The following is a 19,134-nucleotide window of genomic DNA, read 5'->3' on the forward strand; positions in this document are numbered from 1 at the left end:
GCTGACGCAAAGCACATAAAAGGGCGGTCCGGATTATTCCGGGCCGCCCTTTTTCGCATCATCCGTCAAAGAAAAACCCCGGCGCTGTCACGCACCGGGGTCTTGATTATCAGGCGTTCTGCTTCAGGCGTTCGAAGCGGATCGCGGCGGCCTTCTGATGGCCTTCGAGGCCCTCGCTGCCGCTCTGGCGGATGGCGGGCGGGGCGACGGCGGCAATCGCCTTGTCTTCCAGCCACTGATGCGTCGCGATCTTCACATAGGAACCGACCCAGAGGCCGCCCGTATAGCGCCCCGCGCCCATCGTCGGCAGCGTGTGGTTGGTGCCGACATTCTTGTCCGAATAGACCACGCTGGCGTTTTCGCCGATAAACAGCGAGCCGTAATTGCGCAGCTTCTTGGCGAAACCATGCGGGTCGGCGGTGTGGACCTGCAGATGCTCGGCGGCAACGTGATCGGAATAGGCGATCATCGAGGCTTCGCTGTCGCACAGCACGATCTCGCCGTAATTGGCCCAGCTTTCCGCCGCAACTTTGGCGGTGGCGAGGGTTTCCAGCTGGCGCTCGACCTCCTTCACCGTGGCCTCGGCCAGAGCGCGGTCGGTGGTGATGAGGCCGACGCGGGTACGGACATCATGCTCGGCCTGGCCGAGGAGGTCGCAGGCGATCAGTTCGGGGGCGCCTGAAGAATCGGCCACCACGAAGATTTCGGAAGGGCCCGCCAGCTGGTCGATGCCCACGGGGCCGAAGACCTGACGCTTGGCCTCGTTCACAAAAGCATTGCCGGGGCCCATGATCTTGTTGACCTGCGGCACCGTCTGCGTGCCATAGGCCATGGCGGCGATGGCCTGCGCCCCGCCGATGCGGAAGATGCGGTCCGCGCCCGAGAGGTGGCAGCCCGCGATCATCGCGCGATGCGCGTTGGGCGGCAGACAGGCGACGACCTCGGCGCAGCCCGCGACCTTGCCCGGCACGATGGTCATGATCGGCGCGGAGAGCAGCGGGAAGCGGCCGCCCGGCACATAGGCGCCAACGCGATCGATGGGGATAACCCGGTGGCCCAGATGCAGGCCGGGGATCGGTTCGATCTCCAGCGGCAGAATGGTAGAGAGCTGTGCTTCGGCAAAGCGGCGCACGTTCTCGATGGCGAATTCGGTGTCGGCGCGGGTCTGGGGATCGAGCTCGTCCAGCGCGGCGAGGCGGTCGGCCTGCGACACTTCGAACTGTTCCAGATCGGCATTGTCGAATTTGGCGGAATAGTGGCGCACGGCGGCATCGCCCTCGCGGTGGACATCGGCCAGCACGCTGGCGACGATGCCGGTGACATCATTGTTGTCGGCAATCGAATCGCGGGCGGGGGCCTTGATGTAGGTGGTGGTCTCGGAAAAGCCTTGCGGCGCGGTGCTCATGTTCTTCTCCCGGCGTTTGGTGACTGAGATTTTGCATCGATACTGCATTCGAATGCAAGTGTCACGCGGCATTTTGGAGATAGCGCCATGTCATTTGCCTTGCTGATGCAAGCCAATTACAGGAAAGGCGATCCAGACTTTGAGGGTGCTGATGCCCAAACCGCAGACCAACAAGAAATCCACCTCCACCATTATGGAGCAGGGGCGGCGACCAACATCCTATGATGTCGCGCGGATCGCGGGTGTCTCGCAATCGGCGGTGTCGCGCTGTTTTGCGCCCAATGCCTCGATCGGGGCGGCCAAGCGTGAGTTGATCCTGAAGGTGGCCGCCGAAATCGGCTATAAACCCAATGCCTTGGCACAGGCCCTGATTTCCAAGCGCACGAATATTGTGGCGCTTATCATTTCGGCGCGCACCAATCTCTATTATCCCGAAGTGCTGGCCGAATTGAGCGCCCGGCTGAATGAGCGCGATATGCGCGTGCTGCTGTTCTCGCTGTCGGAGGAAAGCGAGGTCGATGGCGTGCTGGACCAGATCTGGCGCCATTCGGTCGATGGGGTGATCTCGGCGGCGCGGCTTTCGGCAGCACAGGTGGCGCAGTTTGCCGAGCATCGCGTGCCGCTGGTGCTTTATAACCGCGTGGCGACGGCGGCGCCTTCAGTGCGCTGCGATTCCGTCTCGGGTGAGCGGCATCTGGTCGAGCATCTGCTGGCTGCCGGGCATCGCCGTTTCGGGCTGATTTCCGGCCCCGCAGACAGCTATGTCGGCGAGGAACGGCGCACGGCGGCGCTCGCCGCGCTGGCGCAGGCCGGTGTGGGTGATGTGGCGGAAAGCCGGGGTGACTTCTCCTATGACAGCGGCCACCGCGCGATGCATGCCTTGCATCAAGCTGCAGGCAAACTGGATGCCGTGATCGCGGTGAGCGATCTGATGGCGATTGGCGCGATGGATGCGGCGCGGCGCGATCTGGGGCTGAGCATCCCGGGCGATCTCTCCGTGGTGGGCTTTGACGGCGCAGGGCCTGCGCGCTGGGGCAGTTATGATCTCACCTCGGTGCGGCAGCCGGTGCGGCGCATGACCGATGCGGCGGTCTCCATGCTGGTCGAGCGGATCGAGGATGCCACGGCGCCCGCCGAGCAGCGTCTGTTCACCGGCGAATTGCTGAGCGGCAGCAGTGCGCGAATCGCTGTTCCCGCCATGTGAATTCGAAGGCAGTCATTGCGAGAATTTTTCGCTATGATAGATAGCTTCATGCTGTGGTGTTTCGCGGAATTTTTCAATATCGTCTGATTTTATGAGAGATTTCTGCAAGGCCATTAAGAATATTCTCGCTAAATCGCGAATGACTTCGAATGCAAAAAATGATGGACGAGGCGCCCCCTTGCCGATAGATTTCCCTCAGAACAGAGAAAAGGGGAGTCACATGCACAAGCACCCACTGCTTCGGGGCGTTTCAGCCTTCACACTGGCGATGTTGGCCGCGCCTGCCATGGCCGCAGACCAGCCGGCCACAACCGCACCGGCAGGCACCGCACCGGCAGCCAATGATGCGAGTAACGGCGAGATCATCGTCACCGCCCAGCGCCGCAGCGAAAAGCTGCGTGACGTTCCCATCTCGATGACGGCGCTTTCGGGCGATGCGCTTAACAAGCTGCATGCCAACGATATTTCCCGCGTCGAATTTGCCACGCCGGGCTTCACCTGGGGCTCGCAGGGTTCGGATTCCTTCCCTGCCATTCGCGGCGTGCGCACCAGCCTGGTCTCGGCGCAGAACGACCCTGTGATTGGCTTCTACATCGACGGCATCTATCAGAGCCGCACCCAGCAGCAGTCGATCCCGCTGTTCGACATCGCCCGCGTCGAGGTGCTGCGCGGCCCGCAGGGCACGCTCTATGGTCGTAACACCTTCGGCGGCAATGTCAGCATCGTCACTGCCGAGCCGACCCGTGATTTCGGTGTCGGCGCCAATCTGGAAAAGGGCAATTACAACCAGTCGCGCGTTGACGGCTACATCAACCTGCCCGTCACCGACACGCTGCAGCTGCGCTTTTCCGGCGTGTTCCAGCGCCATGACGGCTATGTCCACTCCACGACGCCGGGGGTTGTTCTCGACGATCTGAACGAAAATGCCGAGCGCGTTGCCCTGAAGTGGACGCCCACCAGCCGTCTGGAGGTCAACATCCACGCCGGCACCTGGCGCCGCGACGATGCGGGCGCCGGTTCCTATGGCTATAAGGTCGCGGGCACGCTGATCAATCCGGCGACCGGCTATCAGTCGATCAACGGCCAGCCCTATGCGGTCAACCCCTCGGTGCCCAATGGCGCGCCCAATGTGGCAGGCCGCGATGTGGGTATCCCGGTGACGGGCGGCCCCTGGACCAACAATTGGGATTACCAGCCCTTCGAACATATCGCCGAGGATTATGTCTCGGGCACGGCGGCCTACAACCTCGACCTCGCCACGCTGAAGTCGATCACCGGCTACACCCATTTCCGCGCCCATCGCAGCGCCGACAACGACCAGTCCAGCGTCACCTTCGAAGGTCTGGGCTATGGCTCGGGCGTGCAGGAGGCCAACACGCGCTCGGATGCTTTCACACAGGAAGTGCAACTGGCCTCGAACGGGAAATCGGCGCTGCAGTGGATCGTGGGCGCCTATTACCTGCATGACGCCATCTTCGAGACCTATCAGCAAAAGATCACCGCGCCGGGTGCCACCACCACGGGCTTCCGCGCCGATGCCGGGTTGCATACCGATGCCTATGCGCTTTACGGCCAGGGCACCTATCAGCTGATCCCTGATCTGCTGAAGGTGATCGCGGGCGCCCGCTACAGCCATGAAAAGAAGGCCTTCAACTTCGCCGACTGGGCCGATGCCGCGCCGGGCACCTATAATTTCATGTCGCCCTATTCGGTGACGTCAGGCGCGCCCAGCTTCAGCAGCGGCACATGGCGCGCAGGGCTTCAGGTCACGCCTGACCGCAACACGATGATCTATGCCACGGCCTCCACCGGTTTTGAATCGGGCGGCGTCAACGATACGGGCGGCAATCCGGCCATTCCTTCCTCCTATGCCCCGCAAAAGGTCTGGGCCTATGAGGCGGGTGTGAAATCGAAGATCCTTGGCGGCAAGGGCGAGATCGAGGCTTCTGGCTTCTACAACAAGTTCTCGAACCTGCAGATCAATGTCTATACGCCGCTGGTGTCCTATTTCGGTTCGGCGGGTCAGGCGCGCAGCTATGGTGGCGAACTGGCGCTGCGCCTCGATCCGGTGCCGAACCTGCATATCAACACCACTTTGTCCTTCATGAATGCCCGCTACACCCGCTACATCAGCGGCAACAACTTCTATGGGGCTTCGGGCGGGGCCGATCCGGTCTCGGTCGATCTGGCGGGCAAGAAGATCCCGCAGTCGCCCGATTTCAAGGCGACGGTGCTGGCCTCCTATGACATCGATCTGGGCAAGGCGGGCACGCTGACGCCTTCGGGCAACTGGCTGCATTCGGCGGGGTATTACACCACCGATTACAACACGGTGCTCGATTACCAGAAGGCCTATGACAAGCTCGGCGCCTCGCTGCGCTGGACTGCGGCCAAGGGCAACAACACCTATATCGAGGCCTATGGCGACAATCTGACCAATCAGGCCACGCTGCTGAGCGGCGTCGTCGGGCGGCTTGAGCGTGTTCAGGTCTCCTATGCCGCGCCGCGCACCTATGGCGTGCGGATCGGCACCAAGTTCTGATGGTGTGAAAAGGGGCCGTGTCTTGCGACACGGCCCCTCGATCTTTCCGAACCCTCCACCTGCCACGGTCCCGCCTTCCCCCCGGCGGGACCGTCTTTTTGTGTCAGCGGCGCTCCAGCATCGCGGCCAGCGCGAAGAGGGAGGCTTCCTGCCCGGCAGGCACCAACAATTCCCCGCCGACAGGACGTTCGCCGGGCGCGGCGACGGGCACGCTGATCGCGGGCCAGCCGCTGCGCGCTGCCAGCTCCGCAGCCCAGCCGCCCGGCGGATTGCCCAGCCCCTCGGGAATGACGCGCATGGTGGGGTAGAACAGGGCGTCCAGCCCGTGCTGCGCCATCACGGCTTGCAGCATGGCGGTGAGTTCGCGATGGCGGGCCAGAATGGGGGCTGCCGCATCGCTCTTGACGGCCATGCGCGCGATCAGCGTGTCACGGTGATCGGGCAGGAAGGCGCCGCCGGCAACCAGCTCTGCAAGAGACGCGGGCGCTGTTCCGGGTCCGAAATGTGTGGCGAGATAGGCATCAAACGCCGCGCCGAATTCGGCATCGACGATATGCGGGCCAGCCAGCAAATCCTCCACGCCGGGCAGGGCGAGTGGATCGACCAGTTCAATTCCTGCCTCGGCCAGCCGGTTCAACCCATGCTGGCAGGCGGCCAGAATGCGCTCATCCTGCCCGAAGGCCTGCCTCACCACGCCGACGCGCCGGGCGCGCGCATCCCCGCCGATTTGCCCGCCCATGATTTCGTAGAGCAACCGCGCATCCGCCACGCTGCTTGTGATGGGGCCGATGGTGTCGGTGCTGGGCGCCAGCGGTGCAACGCCTTCAAGCGACAGCATGCCATGCGCCGGACGCAGGCCGACCAGCCCGTTGCAGGCCGCCGGAATGCGGATCGATCCGCCCGTATCCGTGCCCAGCGCCGCCATGGCAAATTCGCGCGCCACGGCCACCGCCGATCCTCCGCTCGATCCGCCCGCTGTGCTGTCGGGAGCGTAGGGGCAGAGCACATCCCCGCCCAAAGAGCTGCGCGAGCGGATGTCGAAAGAGAATTCGGAAAGGTTGGTCTTCCCCACCACGATCGCGCCTGCTGCGCGCAATCGCGCCACCACGGGGGCGTCGCTGGTGGCAACGGCCCCTGCCAGCGCCTTGCACCCCGATGTGGTGGCCATTCCGGCGACATCGATGTTGTCCTTGATGGCCAGCATCACGCCATGCAACGGGCCGAGCCTTTGGTTCTCCCATGCGGCCCGGTCAGCAGCTTCCGCTTCGGCTTCAGCCTGAGGATTGATGGCGAGCATGGCATGCCAGCGGTCATCCTCCTGAAGGATCAGGCTCAGGCAATGGCTCAGGGCATCCTGAGCGCCGCCTTGTGTCAGCGGCTCGATCATGGCCGGCTCTGCGCCAGCAGTTGGGCCGCACCCTGCAGCATAAAGCTGTGGTCCGATCCGAGCAGGAACAGGCTGGCGCCTTTCTCCTCCCACAGGGGCACATCCTGCGGGCGAGCGAGGAACATGCCGACCCGTCGATTGTGGCGTCGACCGGCCTCGCAGATGCGCTCCACCGCCGCGACCACGCGCGGATCATCCTGAGAGGCCGCGCCATAAGCCACCGTCAGATCGACCCGGCCCACGAAGAGCGCATCAATGCCCGGTACGGCAGCGATGGCATCGATGTCCTCCACGGCTTCGGGGTCCTCGATCTGGGCGATAGCGACGGTCTGCGCGGCGCTGCCCGCCAGATGGTCGGCCATGGCGCGCGTGGTGTAAAGGGCGGCGCGTGAGGAACCGGCATAGCCCCGCCCGCCCGCGCCATAATGGCAGGCGCGGGCAAAGGCCTGCGCCTCGGCAGCGCTGCGGATATGCGGGGCGACAACGCCTGTCGCTCCGCAATCGAGCGCGTTGAGGATATGCTCCGGGCTTGCCGTGGGCACGCGGACCAGCATGGGCATGGCGGCGGCCCGGGCCATGGCGATGCTGCCATCGATGGCGAGCCGGTCGAAGGGGGCGTGTTCGGCATCGATGCACAGGCAATCGAGGTCGGTGAGCGCCAGCACCTCCGTGACGATGGGGGAGGGCGTCTTGAGGAATGTGCCGATCAGCGTGCCGCCCGATTGCAGGCGTTGACGAAAGGTGCTGGCGTTTGTGGATAGGGCGTCGGTCATCGGCATTCCTCCCTTTGGGCTCATGGGGCCGACAGGTGGATGGGCGGCCATGGCACTGTATTTGAATTCGAATGCAAATAGCCGATGGCGCGTGGGATGTCAAAATTGGAAGGGCCCAAGAGATGCTAAAGGCCGGAAGGTCAGCAGCGCCTTGGCCGAGATGGCCCGGGCTCGCGTGAGGCGGTGGAGGTTGCACGATTTCTCTATATTGGCGAATGGTTTGCAAGGCTGCAGATCAAGGCGTGACGCGCTTGGCCATGGCGCGCCGACCGTTCTGTATCAGGATTGCCCCTGTCACCTGTCCCGCAGGATCGGTGGCGACCTCAAGCTGAGCATTCACCAGACGCCAGAAAAAGCTCAGCGGTGTGGCTGGATAGATCGGCATGGCGGGTTGCGCGCCAAGCTTGGCGCTCAGTCCGGTGGTGGTGCGTGAGATCGTCAGCATATGTCCATCGGCGAAGGCATATTGGCCCGCCACACGGTCCAGTTCCTCCGGGGGCAGTGTCACCGCCGGATGGGCCATGGGAGGAATGGGCTTCGTCGGCAACAAGGGCGCGGCGAGCAGAATATGGCTCGCCAAATCCGGCGTGGACGGCTCTACGGCAGCATTGGCAAGCACCACCACGGCCCGCTGCCGGCCTGGTTCCAGAATGACCGAGCTGCGAAAACCGCCTGTGCCGCCGTCATGGAACAGCAACTGCTGTCCATCCGCGCCCGTGCCGATCACCCATCCCAGCCCTCCCTTGTTTCGCCCATCGCCGAGGGGGCGGGGGGAGGCTGTGGTCAGCCGCATGGCGGGGGCGATCACGGAAGCGGGGTCCATTGCCGCATGCAGGAAGATCGCCATATCGTCAGCTGTGGAGCGAATGGCTCCGGCGCCTGCGAGTGTCGGGAAGGTCCAGGGGCTGGCGGGATGCATGGCCGTGTCATAGCCTTGCGCAAAGCGCGTCTGTTGTTCGGGAGAGAGCGCAATCACCGTATCATGGAGCCCCAGAGGCCCGGTGATGCGCTGGGCAAGCAGCGCTGGATAGTCCGTATGCGCGGCCCGGGCCAGCAGATAGCCAAGCAGTCCAAAGCCGAAATTGGAGTATTCGTATCGGCTCCCGGGATCGCGCGGCAGCGTGTAGCGGCTCAGAAAATCGAGCATCAGCTTTTCGCTGTAATCCGCATAGGGATCTTCGGGATTGCCGAAAGGCATATTGTCCGGAAGGCGCGGCAGTCCGGAGCGATGCATGGCCAGATCGCGCAGCGTGATCTTGTGCCCATGGCGCTCAGGCATATGGGCGCCCGGCGGCAGATAGGTTTCGGCGGGATCGTCGAGCGTGACCTCGCCCTTCAGCGCCATATCGGCGAGGATCAGTGCCGTGAACAGCTTGGTCAGGGAACCGATTTCGAAGAGGGTATGGCCATCGAAGGGAGGCCTATCTCCCACAGGACCACGCGCAACAACACGCGTGTCGGCCGGGCTCAGCAGGGCAATGACGATGCCCTCGCCCGGTCGCCCGGCGATGCGGTCGTCAATGAGTGAGGCGGTCTGTGCCTCGGTTGGCAGGTCCTCGGGAGTGGGGGGCCTGGCTGCTGCGAACGTCAGGGGCCAGACTTGGCCCCCCTGTCGCCATTGGCCGATCCATGTTCTCGAAGTGGCATCCCATCGGCCCTGATAGCTGGCCGCTGGCTGCTCCAGTTGCAGGGAGAGATGATCGCCCGATACCACAAGCTGCGTGACCGGCAGCCCCATGGCCTGCTGATCGATACTGTCCAGCGTGGCGGTGACACCGCCGCCTGCCGCCTGCCTCACATGGAGGGCCAGACGCAGGCGCGCCTCCGCAGACACCTCCAGCACGCCCCGCCAATCGCCATTTACGTCATGAGCATGGGCCGACATGGGCAGCACCATAAGGCAGGCCAGCGCCGCCAGTCGAGAGATTTGGCGCATGATCCCGCTCGCTGCAGCAGCGATGCTAGGCTTTTTTGCTCGCTTTTCTGGCCACGTTGAATGCGATGGCCGCCTTGATCAGCGCCTCGAACGCCTCGGCATCCACCTGCTCGCCCTCACGCAGATCGATGGCCCGCCGCGTGCCGCCGCCAAAGCCCGCATTGAACAATCCTGTCGGATCGGCCAGCGCCGCGCCCTGAGCAAAGGTCAGTTTGACATAGGCTTTGTAGACCTCGCCCGTGCAGAGGATGCCGCTATGCTCCCAGGTGGGCACGCCCAAAGGATTGGTGGGCTTGGCCCATTTCAGGCTTTCCGTCACATCGGGATCGGCCTTGAGGATCAGCGCGCGTAAATGCGCCAGCGTTTCCCTTCTCCAGCCGTCGATGCTGGCCAGCTTGTCCTCGACCCGGGCTATGGGCGTGTCCTGATCTGTCATGGTTTTATCCTGATCGCGTTGAGGCCTGAAGCGTGTGCCATGGGATGGGAAGGGTGGCAATCAATCCCAATAGGGCGGATCGCCGAAACTTTCGCGCAGATGCTCGATCAGGCGGCGCAGCTTGGCTGAGGGCTCCCGCCCCTGAGCATGGGCCATATAGAGGAAATCGGGGGCGGGCACGGCCTCCAGAGACACTTCGACCAGATCCCCGGCCTTCACCGCAGGACCGGCGATAAAGGCGGGCAGCATGGCCAATCCCAGCCCGGCGATGGCGGCATCACGCATCATATCGCCATTGTTGACGCCCAGCGCCAGCCGCGCCCGGATCGAAACCGGCCCCTCGGACGTTTCGAAACGCCAATCGCCCACCCCGCGATTGGTGTAATAGATGCCCCGGTGGCGATGCAGGGATTCCAGCGTCCGCGGCGTGCCATGCTCTGCCAGATAGGCTGCCGAGGCGGTGAGGATGCGACGGCTTTCCGCCAGCTTCCAGACGATCAGGCGGGTGTCATCGATGGGCCCGTGGCGGATGATGGCGTCATGTCCGCTGGAGGCGACATCGATCCGCCGATCGTCCAGATCGAGCGTCAGCTGGATGTCGGGATGCGCTTTGAGGAAAGGATAGATCGCAGGTCCCAGATGCATGCGCCCGAAGGTGACCGGTGCGGCGATGCGCAAGGGTCCGCTCAGCGTGCCGCGTCTTTCGTTGATATCGGCGGCGGCGGTGGCGATCTCGCTGGTGATGCGCTGGGCGCGCGGCAGAAAGGCGCTGCCATCCTCGGTCAGCGCCAGCTTGCGCGTGCTGCGATGGAGCAGCCGCGCACCCAGCGACCGTTCCAGCTCGGCCAGCCTTTCGCTGACCACCGATTTGGACAGTCGCAACTGACGCGCCGCCGCGCTAATCGAGCCATGCTCGGCGGTGGCGACGAAAGCCTCAATTCCCTCGATTCGGATCATCGTCCGGCATTCCCGAATTATAGAACTCACATTTAGCCACTAATCCGAACGCTCATGCAAGTGCATCTTCACCTCATCACAAGGGGCCGGTCATCAGCGACCAGCTCCACAATCGAGGAGAACCATCATGACCCGTTTGCTCAACAAAGTTGCTATCATCACCGGGGCCAGCGCCGGGATTGGCCGTTCCACGGCCCTGCTGTTCGCCGCTGAAGGCGCGCGCGTGGTCGTCGGGGCCCGCCGTCAGGCCGAACTCGACAGCCTTGTCGCCGAGATTGAGGCCGCAGGCGGTCAGGCTGTCGCGGTGGCGGGCGATGTGAAGGACGAAGCCTTCCATGAAGCGCTGGTACGCGCCGCCGTCGCCAATTACGGTCGGCTGGATATTGCCTTCAACAATGCCGGGATCATGGGTGAAGCCGGGCCCAGCACCGAAGTCTCCGCCGAGGGCTTTGCCGATACGGTCAACACCAACCTCACCGCATCCTTCCTGGCCGCCAAGCATCAGATTGCCGAGATGGTCAAGCATGGCGGTGGTTCGGTGATCTTCACCTCCACCTTCGTCGGCTACAGCTTCTCCTTCCCGGGTGTGGCTGCCTATGCCGCCAGCAAATCCGGGTTGATCGGCCTGACGCAGGCGCTGGCCGCCGAATTTGGCCCGCAACAGGTGCGCGTCAATGCCATCCTGCCCGGCGCCGTCGACACCGACATGTATCGCGGCATGAATGACAGCGCCGACAAGCAGGCCTTCGTGACCAACCTCCACGCCCTCAAGCGTGTGGCCAAGCCTGAGGAAATCGCCCGCTCGGTGCTGTATCTGGCTTCGGATGATGCCAGCTTTGTCACCGGCACCGCCTCGCTGCTCGATGGCGGCATCTCGATCACGCGGAGCTGATCCGCAAACGCAGGAGCAAAACAATGGATCTGAAGCTTCAGGATAAAGTGGCGCTGGTCACCGGCAGCACCGCCGGGATCGGCAAGGCGATTGCGACGGCATTGGCTCAGGAAGGTGCCCATGTGATCGTCAATGGCCGGACCCAGCAGGCGGTGGACGCCGTGGTGGCGGAACTCTCCGCCACCGGTGGCAAGGTTGAAGGCTTTGCCGGGGATCTGGGCACGGAGGAAGCGGCTCAGGCGCTGTTCGGGCGCTTTCCCAAGGTCGAGATTCTGGTCAACAATCTCGGCATCTTCGAACCCAAGCCCTTCGAGGAGATCCCCGATGAGGACTGGCGCCGCTTCTTCGATGTGAATGTGCTTTCAGGCGTTCGCCTTGCGCGGCTTTACCTGCCTGCCATGCGTGAGCGGAACTGGGGCCGCATCATCTTCATCTCCAGTGAGAGCGGGCTGCAGATCCCCGAGGAAATGGTGCATTACGGCGTGACCAAGGCCGCCCAGATCGCCGCGGCCCGGGGGATTGCCGAAAGCGTCGCCGGGACGGGTATCACCGTCAACAGCGTGCTGCCGGGGCCAACGCGATCGCGCGGCGTGACCGATTTCGTCGAGACCCTGGCGCAATCGGGCGGGAAGAGCTTCGATCAGGTCGAGGCGGAGTTCTTCGAACATGTCCGCCCCACGTCGCTGATCAAGCGTTTCGCCACGCCCGAAGAGGTGGCGGCCATGGTCACCTATGTGGCCAGCCCGCTTGCCGCTGCCACCCATGGCGCGGCGCTGAGGGTGGATGGCGGCGTGGTCAAAAGCGCTTTCTGATCCTTCAGGCCAACGCCCTCTCCGGCAGTCGGGTGCATCCGGCTGCCGGAGAGGGCTTGAACTGTTCTTATGGCATCAAGCAACAGGATGTTGTGCAAGGTCGCTGCGCAAAGTTCTGCCTTGCATGGCTGATGTATAAAAAATCCATAATATTCATATATGTAGCCTGAGTGTCATAATCGAAGGGCATAGGCCCGCCTCATCATTTCGGCGCTTTGGACAAGATCTTGCGGCGCCTTGATCAACATGGGGCACAATCTTGAAAAAATCCGCTTTCGCGCTGACGACGGCTGTCTGTCTTGTCTTCACCACTCAGGCCCATGCACAGACAACCCCGTCGGGGGACGCAGAAAGCAAGGATGACGCCGGCATCGTCGTGATCGGCAGCGGCGAGACCCGCTCGGTCTCCACGCTGGTGCCTTCCAACCTCGATGTGCTGCCCCCGGGCACCAGCGTGCAGAAGGCGCTGAACTTTCTGCCGGGCGTGATGGCGCAGTCGATCGACCCGCTGGGTCTGAACGAGCAGTCGATGTCGCTTCAGGTGCGCGGCTTCAGCACCACCCATCTCGGCTATGCGCTGGACGGCATTCCGCTGGGCGATGGCGCCTATAACAATTACAACGGCCTGACGATCAACCGCGCGCTGATTTCGGACAATCTGGGCCGCGCCGATCTGGCCACCGGCATTGCGGGTCTGGGCATCCCGTCGACCAGCAATCTGGGCGGCGCCGTCACCTACACCAGCAGCGATCCGCACAAGCAGATGGGCGGCGCAATCACCCAGAGCTTCGGCAGCGACAGTGCGCTGCGCACCTATGTCCGCCTCGATACTGGTGAGCACAACGGCTTTTCCGCCTATCTTTCGGGCCAGTACAGCCGCCAGAACCTGTTCGTGAACCAGGCGGCGGGCAACACCTCCACCGGCAAGCAGTTCAACGGCAAGGCCAAGTATCAGTTCAACGGCGGTGTCATTCGCGCCTTTGTCGATGTGTCGCGCACCAATCAGGCTGACGATGCCTATCTGTCGAAGGATATGCTGAACCGTCGCGGCTGGGATTTCGGCGGCATGGCGCCCGACTGGCAGGGCTATCTGGGCCGTTCCTATTGCGTGCTCAAATCCACCAAATGCAGCGGCGCCACCGCTTATGACAGCGAATACACCTACACCAACGGCCAGATCCTGCGCAGCGACGAGCTGTACTACATCACCGGAGATTTCAACCTGACCAAGGCGCTGACCCTGAGCCTGAAGGCCTATCACCATCACGACAAGGGCGCAGGCAACAATTTCATCAACTCGGCCTATTCCACGCAAGGCACTGCTGACACTTCGGACGACGTGCCGGTGCAGATCCGCGACACGCGCTACACCATCAACCGCAGCGGCGGTCTGGGCAGTCTGACCTGGGATGTCGCCTTCAACCGCTTCCAGGCCGGTTTCTGGCTGGAGCAGAACACCAGCAGCGCCGCGCGCTACATCTGGAGCAATGTGAAGGGCCCCAGCGATCTGGCGCAATATCTTCAGGGCCAGCCCGATTCCGCGCAATGGGTGCAGTCCACTGACTGGAAGACGCGCCAGTTCTACCTGCAGGACACGATGTCGCTGCTGCAGGACCGGCTGACGGTCGATTTCGGCTTCAAGGGCACCTATTCGCGCTCTGACGCGCATGCGCTCCCCGGCATTGCGAAGACGGCGCCGCCCGCCTCCAGCCAGTTTGCCAATGGCTCGCTGGTGGCCAAGGACTACTTCCTGCCGCAGGTGGGCCTGCGCTACAAACTCGCGCAAGGGCATGAAATCTACGCCAGCTATGCCGAAAATATGGCGATGTATCAGGGCGGCTTCAAGCTGGGCCCGCAGTCTGTGACGCAGACGGTGTGGAACGCGCAAGGCGGCACGCTGAAGCCCGAAAAGTCGCGCAGCGTGGAAGGTGGCTACCGCTTCGTCAGCCGCACGCTGCAGCTGACGCTCAGCGGCTATTACTCCAAGTTCGACAACCGCCTGCTGCAGTACAATCCCTGCGCCACGGCGCGCCAGTCGGAACCGGGCTGCGGCAACTCCTTCCACAATGCCGGCAGCGTCACGGCCAAGGGCATGGAAATCGGCGCCCTGTGGAAGCCGCTGAACTGGCTGAGCTGGTACAATTCGCTTTCGCTGAACTCCACGACCTATGATCAGGATCTCAACTGGTGCTCAGGCGCCAGCTGCGTGATCAAGGCGACGGCGGGCAAGCAGCAGGTCGATACGCCCAAGACCATGGTCTCCAGCATGGTGACGGTGAAGCAGCACGGCTTCTCGGCCTCGCTGCAGGGCAAGTACACGGGCCGCCGCTATTACACCTACACCAATGACCAGAGCTTCGGCGGTTACTTCACGCTGGACGCCGGGCTGGGCTATGACTTCGGCGTTGTCGGCCCGCTCAAGGGTGTGAAGGCCTCGCTCAACATCACCAACCTGACCAACAAGCGCTATGCCGCCAATTTCGACAACAGCGTCTTCGCGCCGGACGATGCCTCGGGCACCGTGCAGGTGTTCCACGCTTCGGCGCCGCGCCAGGTCTTCGGCTCGATCGGCATTGCCTTCTGACCGGTCGCCACCGCCTGGCTCAATGATCGGGACCGCGCAGCTTTCTGCCTGCGCGGTCCTTTGCCCTGCGGGCCAGGAACAATCCCGGCTTCGATCCTGAGGGGCGGTTTGCTATGGCGCCGCGATGACCCTGCCGAATCCCCAAACCCTATCGCAAGAGCCGGACTTTGTCGTTGTCGATGTGGAGACCGCCTGCGCGCGGGTCAGCAGCATCTGCCAGATCGGCATCGTCGGCTTCCGGGATGGGCGGGAAATCTTCTCCTATGAAACGCTGGTCGATCCGCGTGACGAGTTTTCCTCCTTCAACATCGGCATCCATGGCATCACGCCGAAGCATGTGGCGGGCCAGCCCCACTTCGGCGATGTGCATGCCATGGTGGACGCCCATCTGCGCGGGCGGATCACCGTGGCTCATTCATGGTTCGACAAGGGCGCTCTGGCCGCCGCCTGCCGGGTGAGCGAGTGCCCCGAAATCGCCACCGACTGGCTGGACAGTGTGCGTGTGGCGAAACATGCCTGGCCACAGCTGGAAAACCACAAGCTCAACCGGCTCGCGGCTTTTCTCGGGATCGAGCATCGCCATCACGATGCGCTGAGCGACGCGCGCGCGGCAGGCATGGTGATCGTCAAGGCCATCGAGCATACCGGCATCGATCTCAAAGGCTGGATGGCCAAGCCTGATCGCAAGAAAGCCCAGCCGCCCGCCGCCGCGCTGGAGGGCCCCTTGAAGGGCCAGCGCATTGCCCTGCTGGGTGAGCCGCGCGATGGGCCATTGGCGCAGCATCTGGCGGGTGCGGGCGGGCGGATCGTGGCCTCGGTCGGTTCCACCACCAGCATGCTCGTGGTCGCCACCAAACAGCCTTATGGGCGCTGGGCCGAAACCAGCGAGCCCTATCGCAAGGCTGTCGCGTTGCGGGGAGCGGGCAAACCCATCGAGATCATCACCGAAAAGGATCTGCGCGCCCGACTGAAGCGCCAAAGCTAAATCACGCTTCAGGCTCTAGATCGAGCGGATCAGCCCACCATCCACGCGCACCATCGAACCGGTGACGTAAGACGCCTGAACGCTGGCCAGAAAGGCCACCACCGCGCCGAATTCGTCCGGCTTGCCATAGCGGCCGGCGGGGATGCCAGCCCGCGATGCCGCCTGCACATGCTCCAGATCGAGACCGCTGCCGCGGGCCTTGCTGGCATCGCCTTCGCGCAGACGATCGGTGTCGATGCGACCGGGCAGCACCATGTTGACGGTGACGCCATGCTTCGCCACCTCGGCAGCCAGCGTTTTCGACCAGCCCGCCACCGAGCCGCGCACCGCATTGGAAAGCGCCAGATCGGGGATCGGCTGTTCGATGCCGGAAGAGCCGATGGTGATGATCCGGCCCCAGCCGCGCTTCACCATGCCGGGCAGCACGGCGTCGGCGATACGGAATTGCGACACCGCCAGCGCCTGAAACACTGCCAGCCATTCTGACCCCGGCACGCCCTGCGCCGTACCGCGACGCGGGCCCCCGGTGTTGGCCACCAGAACGTCCACTCGCCCGATGGCGGCGATATGAGAAAGCAAGGCATCCACCCCCTGCGGGATGGAAAGATCGGCGGCGAAACCTTGCAGCGCGCCATCCTCCACGCTGCCGCTGCGCGAGATGGCATGGACCTGCGCACCTTCCGCAGCCAGTGCCCGCGCGCTGGCCGCGCCCAGACCCCGGCTGGCGCCCAGCACCAGCGCCACCTTGCCAGCAAGACCCAGATCCATCGAGTCACTCCATCCGAAAAGCGTTTGCGCTCAGGATCATGGCAGATTGCAGGTGGTCGGGTCCAGTCCTGCGCGATCTTGTCACGATGATGGCTGCGATGGGGCGCATCAAAAACTTTTCGCCATGATGATCGAGATGATGCCGCCCTGCCTTTGATGGCGCATTTCATCGCCGCTGCCGGCACCGGCGCGTGTGGGCTCATAAAAACTGCGCAGGCGGTCGCTGCGGGAGCCCAGCAGGGCCTTGCCGCTCACTGTGGTTTTCACGAAGGGCAGGGCGGTGGTTTCCAGATAGGCGCCCCATGTCGCGCCATCGTGCCAGTGCAGCACCTCATTGGTGTAGAAGGTGTCGCTCTGCTCGGCGGCGGTGAAGGTCAGGCCCCAGGAGGATTTGAGCTTCGGTAGATCATGGCGCAGCTCGGCGGTGAGGCTCAGGGGCGAAATATCGTCCATGGCGCGCGGCGTGCCGGTCAGCGGATCGATCAGGCGAGAGCCCCGCCATGTGCCGTCCACCGTCAGCCTCGCGCCTTTCAGCAGGGCGCTCAGCGGCAGCGTGCCTTGCGTGGTGATGCCCCATTGTCGCGCATCACCGATGGTGCCCAGCGCCTGATCGCCGCCGGGCAGCACCAGATAGCCCAGCAGGCCCTGATGCCATTGGTGATAGGCCTCCACTGCCAGAGCGCCGCCCTGGCCCCAGCGATGGTCGATCCGGGCCAGCACACGGGTGATGCGCGCCGGCCTCAGCTGCGAATTGCCGCCCAGCGAGCGACCATCAGCCTGATTGACCGAGGCGGCAAAATCCCCGAAATCGAGCTGGTCGACCTTGCGTCGCATCCCCAGCCGCAGCTGCGTCTCGCCCGAGGGGGACCACACCAGAGCGGCCGAAGGCTTGAGATAGGACAGGCTCTGCTCGCTGGGCATCAGGCCGAAGACGCGGATGCGCGAGAGTTCCAGCGCGGTCCCGGCTTCCAGATTGAGCCGCTTGCCCAGCCTGAGCGTGAGATTGGCAAAGGCCTCGCCGCGCAATTCCGAGACGCGCGTATCGACATTGCTGAGCGCCACCGGGACCAGTCCGATACCATGATCCTCGGCGTAATCGAGATGGCTGGTCAGGCGGTTTTCGGCCAGTTCGAAGCCCAGTTCGGGGCGGATCTTGTGCTCGCCCTCGCGGGTGACGGTGACGCGGCCCACCAGTTCGGTCGGTTTCTGATCGAGCAGGGAGAGGCCGCGATAGGTGCCCTCGCGGTAATCCTCATCGGTGGTGTTGTGCTCGATGCGGCCAAGGCCGACCAGCTTGGCGGTCCAGCCCTTGCCCAGCGGGCGGGTCCAGTCGGCGCCCAGTTCGCCGCTGCGTTCGACCTCGCCATAGAGGATGGTGCGGGTGGCATCGGTGGAGCCGTCCCATGGCGGGGCCGTGATCGCCACGGCGCGCAGCGAGCGATAGCGGCTGTCGTTCAGGCGCAGGTTCACCGTCAGCGTCCCTCCCGCGACCATGCCCGCCGTGGAGAGCGCCAGATTGACGGAGGGCGCGCTGGCCGAAACCTTTTCCAGCCGGTGCGAGGTGAGCGCGCCATTGGCATCGTGATTGTCGTAAAGGCTGGTGCTGGGATAGCGCACGAGGTTGGAGGACAACTCGATGCTGCTCTGCCAGCCCGCGATGGCGCGGGCCAGACTGATCCGGCCCGAAGGCGAGACACGCCCCTCCGCCGTATGGGCAAGGGTGAGCGAGGCATTGCCCGATCCCTTGCCGTCAACGCGCAGGATGACATTGGCCACCAGCGTCTGGCCCGGGGCCTGAGCCGCCTCGCTGCCGCGCAGCAGGGTGATGCGCGCGACGCGGCTGGCGGCAATGCGGCGCAACACTTCGGTCAGGCCCCCGCCTTTGACCGTGGGGCGCTGCCCGTCGATCAGCACATTGCCCGCCGCGCCGCCGAAGCCGCGCACGGATGAGCCTTCGGTGAGCAGAAAGCCGGGGGTGCGCTCCAGCATGTCGAGCGCGGTCTGGGGCTGGAAGGGCTGGTAGAAGGAGCCCGGGTAGACCGGATCGGGACCGCTGGCGACCACAGGGGGCGCCGTGGGCTGGCGCGTAGGATCGTCCTCGGCGGGGGCGGCCCCCATCATGGCGAGCAGCAGGGGGATGGCTTTCATGCCGCGGGGATCAGCAGCCAGATGATCAGGGCCAGCGGCAGGGCGGCGATGATCAGCCCTCGCCATGCCCGCGCGGGCGTGCTGGCGTGGAAAACCGCCATGGCGATGGCGGCGAAGATGATGAAGCTGGCCAGCGTGGCGGCGGTCACCGCCTCGCTGCGCGTCATGCCAAGGCGGGCCAGCACCAAGGAGAGCGCCGCCGTGGCCAGCGAGGCGACGCCATAGGCGCCCAGCGAGCCCGCGATACTGCGCGAGGCCACCGACCAGCGCTGCCGCGCGGCGGCGGAAAAGATCGATTTCGGCAT

The 19,134-nt window shown here is 64.1% G+C and carries 15 protein-coding genes; 6 read left to right on the plus strand and 9 right to left on the minus strand.

Annotated features, from left to right (window positions below):
- Positions 1-109 precede the first annotated feature (109 nt).
- Positions 110-1,405 carry a histidinol dehydrogenase gene (hisD, locus tag HGK27_RS29210; RefSeq protein WP_206244289.1) on the minus strand — a complete coding sequence of 432 codons (1,296 nt, stop codon included), beginning with the start codon at positions 1,403-1,405 and terminating at the stop codon, positions 110-112.
- Between the two features lie 151 nt (positions 1,406-1,556).
- Between hisD and HGK27_RS29215 the strand changes: the two genes are divergently transcribed.
- Both HGK27_RS29215 and HGK27_RS29220 read left to right on the plus strand, forming a co-directional pair.
- A complete protein-coding gene (locus HGK27_RS29215) occupies positions 1,557-2,609 on the plus strand; it encodes a LacI family DNA-binding transcriptional regulator (RefSeq protein WP_206244290.1) in 1,053 nt (350 codons plus the stop codon).
- Positions 2,610-2,829: 220 nt separating this feature from the next.
- Positions 2,830-5,151 carry a TonB-dependent receptor gene (locus HGK27_RS29220; protein WP_206244291.1) on the plus strand — a complete coding sequence of 774 codons (2,322 nt, stop codon included), beginning with the start codon at positions 2,830-2,832 and terminating at the stop codon, positions 5,149-5,151.
- A 103-nt stretch (positions 5,152-5,254) separates the two neighbouring features.
- Here HGK27_RS29220 and HGK27_RS29225 read toward each other — a convergent pair whose 3' ends face one another.
- The 5 genes from HGK27_RS29225 to HGK27_RS29245 form a co-directional block, all read right to left on the minus strand.
- On the minus strand, positions 5,255-6,538 hold the full coding sequence (locus HGK27_RS29225; protein WP_206244292.1) for an amidase: 1,284 nt from the start codon (positions 6,536-6,538) through the stop codon (positions 5,255-5,257).
- A complete protein-coding gene (locus HGK27_RS29230; protein WP_206244293.1) occupies positions 6,535-7,311 on the minus strand; it encodes an HpcH/HpaI aldolase family protein in 777 nt (258 codons plus the stop codon). Before HGK27_RS29230 ends, HGK27_RS29225 begins: the two co-directional genes overlap by 4 nt.
- Positions 7,312-7,546: 235 nt before the next feature.
- A complete protein-coding gene (locus HGK27_RS29235) occupies positions 7,547-9,247 on the minus strand; it encodes a serine hydrolase (RefSeq protein ID WP_206244294.1) in 1,701 nt (566 codons plus the stop codon).
- Between the two features lie 25 nt (positions 9,248-9,272).
- Positions 9,273-9,683, minus strand: coding sequence for a DUF1801 domain-containing protein (locus HGK27_RS29240; protein ID WP_206244295.1), 411 nt, complete (start codon positions 9,681-9,683; stop codon positions 9,273-9,275).
- A 60-nt stretch (positions 9,684-9,743) separates the two neighbouring features.
- A complete protein-coding gene (locus HGK27_RS29245) occupies positions 9,744-10,640 on the minus strand; it encodes a LysR family transcriptional regulator (protein ID WP_206244296.1) in 897 nt (298 codons plus the stop codon).
- Positions 10,641-10,767: 127 nt separating this feature from the next.
- On the opposite strand from HGK27_RS29245, the gene HGK27_RS29250 reads away from it, so the two are divergent.
- The 4 genes from HGK27_RS29250 (at position 10,768) to HGK27_RS29265 (ending at position 15,913) form a co-directional block, all read left to right on the plus strand.
- The gene (locus HGK27_RS29250) at positions 10,768-11,532 is read left to right on the plus strand and encodes an SDR family oxidoreductase (RefSeq protein ID WP_206244297.1); all 765 of its coding nucleotides are present in this window, start codon (positions 10,768-10,770) and stop codon (positions 11,530-11,532) included.
- Between the two features lie 23 nt (positions 11,533-11,555).
- Entirely contained in the window at positions 11,556-12,344 is a 789-nt protein-coding gene (locus HGK27_RS29255) for an SDR family NAD(P)-dependent oxidoreductase (protein WP_206244298.1), read from the plus strand.
- 256 nt (positions 12,345-12,600) lie between these two features.
- Positions 12,601-14,928: a TonB-dependent receptor domain-containing protein gene (locus tag HGK27_RS29260; RefSeq protein WP_206245627.1), complete on the plus strand. Its 2,328-nt coding sequence runs from the start codon at positions 12,601-12,603 to the stop codon at positions 14,926-14,928.
- A 124-nt stretch (positions 14,929-15,052) separates the two neighbouring features.
- Entirely contained in the window at positions 15,053-15,913 is an 861-nt protein-coding gene (locus tag HGK27_RS29265) for an exonuclease domain-containing protein (protein ID WP_206244299.1), read from the plus strand.
- Between the two features lie 15 nt (positions 15,914-15,928).
- Here HGK27_RS29265 and HGK27_RS29270 read toward each other — a convergent pair whose 3' ends face one another.
- From HGK27_RS29270 to HGK27_RS29280, 3 genes are all read right to left on the minus strand, one after another.
- Positions 15,929-16,681, minus strand: coding sequence for an SDR family oxidoreductase (locus HGK27_RS29270; protein WP_206244300.1), 753 nt, complete (start codon positions 16,679-16,681; stop codon positions 15,929-15,931).
- Positions 16,682-16,789: 108 nt separating this feature from the next.
- A complete protein-coding gene (locus HGK27_RS29275; RefSeq protein WP_206244301.1) occupies positions 16,790-18,829 on the minus strand; it encodes a TonB-dependent receptor plug domain-containing protein in 2,040 nt (679 codons plus the stop codon).
- A complete protein-coding gene (locus tag HGK27_RS29280; RefSeq protein WP_206244302.1) occupies positions 18,826-19,134 on the minus strand; it encodes a DUF3649 domain-containing protein in 309 nt (102 codons plus the stop codon). Before HGK27_RS29280 ends, HGK27_RS29275 begins: the two co-directional genes overlap by 4 nt.

This window comes from Novosphingobium terrae, from assembly GCF_017163935.1.
Lineage (GTDB): Bacteria > Pseudomonadota > Alphaproteobacteria > Sphingomonadales > Sphingomonadaceae > Novosphingobium > Novosphingobium terrae.

What these genes read in the sequence shown, in the direction of transcription:
- hisD (WP_206244289.1), bottom strand. Translation starts at nt 1,405, where the DNA reads ATGAGCACCGCGCCGCAAGGCTTTTCCGAGACCACCACCTACATCAAG.
- HGK27_RS29215 (WP_206244290.1), top strand. Translation starts at nt 1,557, where the DNA reads ATGCCCAAACCGCAGACCAACAAGAAATCCACCTCCACCATTATGGAG.
- HGK27_RS29220 (WP_206244291.1), top strand. Translation starts at nt 2,830, where the DNA reads ATGCACAAGCACCCACTGCTTCGGGGCGTTTCAGCCTTCACACTGGCG.
- HGK27_RS29225 (WP_206244292.1), bottom strand. Translation starts at nt 6,538, where the DNA reads ATGATCGAGCCGCTGACACAAGGCGGCGCTCAGGATGCCCTGAGCCAT.
- HGK27_RS29230 (WP_206244293.1), bottom strand. Translation starts at nt 7,311, where the DNA reads ATGACCGACGCCCTATCCACAAACGCCAGCACCTTTCGTCAACGCCTG.
- HGK27_RS29235 (WP_206244294.1), bottom strand. Translation starts at nt 9,247, where the DNA reads ATGCGCCAAATCTCTCGACTGGCGGCGCTGGCCTGCCTTATGGTGCTG.
- HGK27_RS29240 (WP_206244295.1), bottom strand. Translation starts at nt 9,683, where the DNA reads ATGACAGATCAGGACACGCCCATAGCCCGGGTCGAGGACAAGCTGGCC.
- HGK27_RS29245 (WP_206244296.1), bottom strand. Translation starts at nt 10,640, where the DNA reads ATGATCCGAATCGAGGGAATTGAGGCTTTCGTCGCCACCGCCGAGCAT.
- HGK27_RS29250 (WP_206244297.1), top strand. Translation starts at nt 10,768, where the DNA reads ATGACCCGTTTGCTCAACAAAGTTGCTATCATCACCGGGGCCAGCGCC.
- HGK27_RS29255 (WP_206244298.1), top strand. Translation starts at nt 11,556, where the DNA reads ATGGATCTGAAGCTTCAGGATAAAGTGGCGCTGGTCACCGGCAGCACC.
- HGK27_RS29265 (WP_206244299.1), top strand. Translation starts at nt 15,053, where the DNA reads ATGACCCTGCCGAATCCCCAAACCCTATCGCAAGAGCCGGACTTTGTC.
- HGK27_RS29270 (WP_206244300.1), bottom strand. Translation starts at nt 16,681, where the DNA reads ATGGATCTGGGTCTTGCTGGCAAGGTGGCGCTGGTGCTGGGCGCCAGC.
- HGK27_RS29275 (WP_206244301.1), bottom strand. Translation starts at nt 18,829, where the DNA reads ATGAAAGCCATCCCCCTGCTGCTCGCCATGATGGGGGCCGCCCCCGCC.
- HGK27_RS29280 (WP_206244302.1), bottom strand. Translation starts at nt 19,134, where the DNA reads ATGCCGAAATCGATCTTTTCCGCCGCCGCGCGGCAGCGCTGGTCGGTG.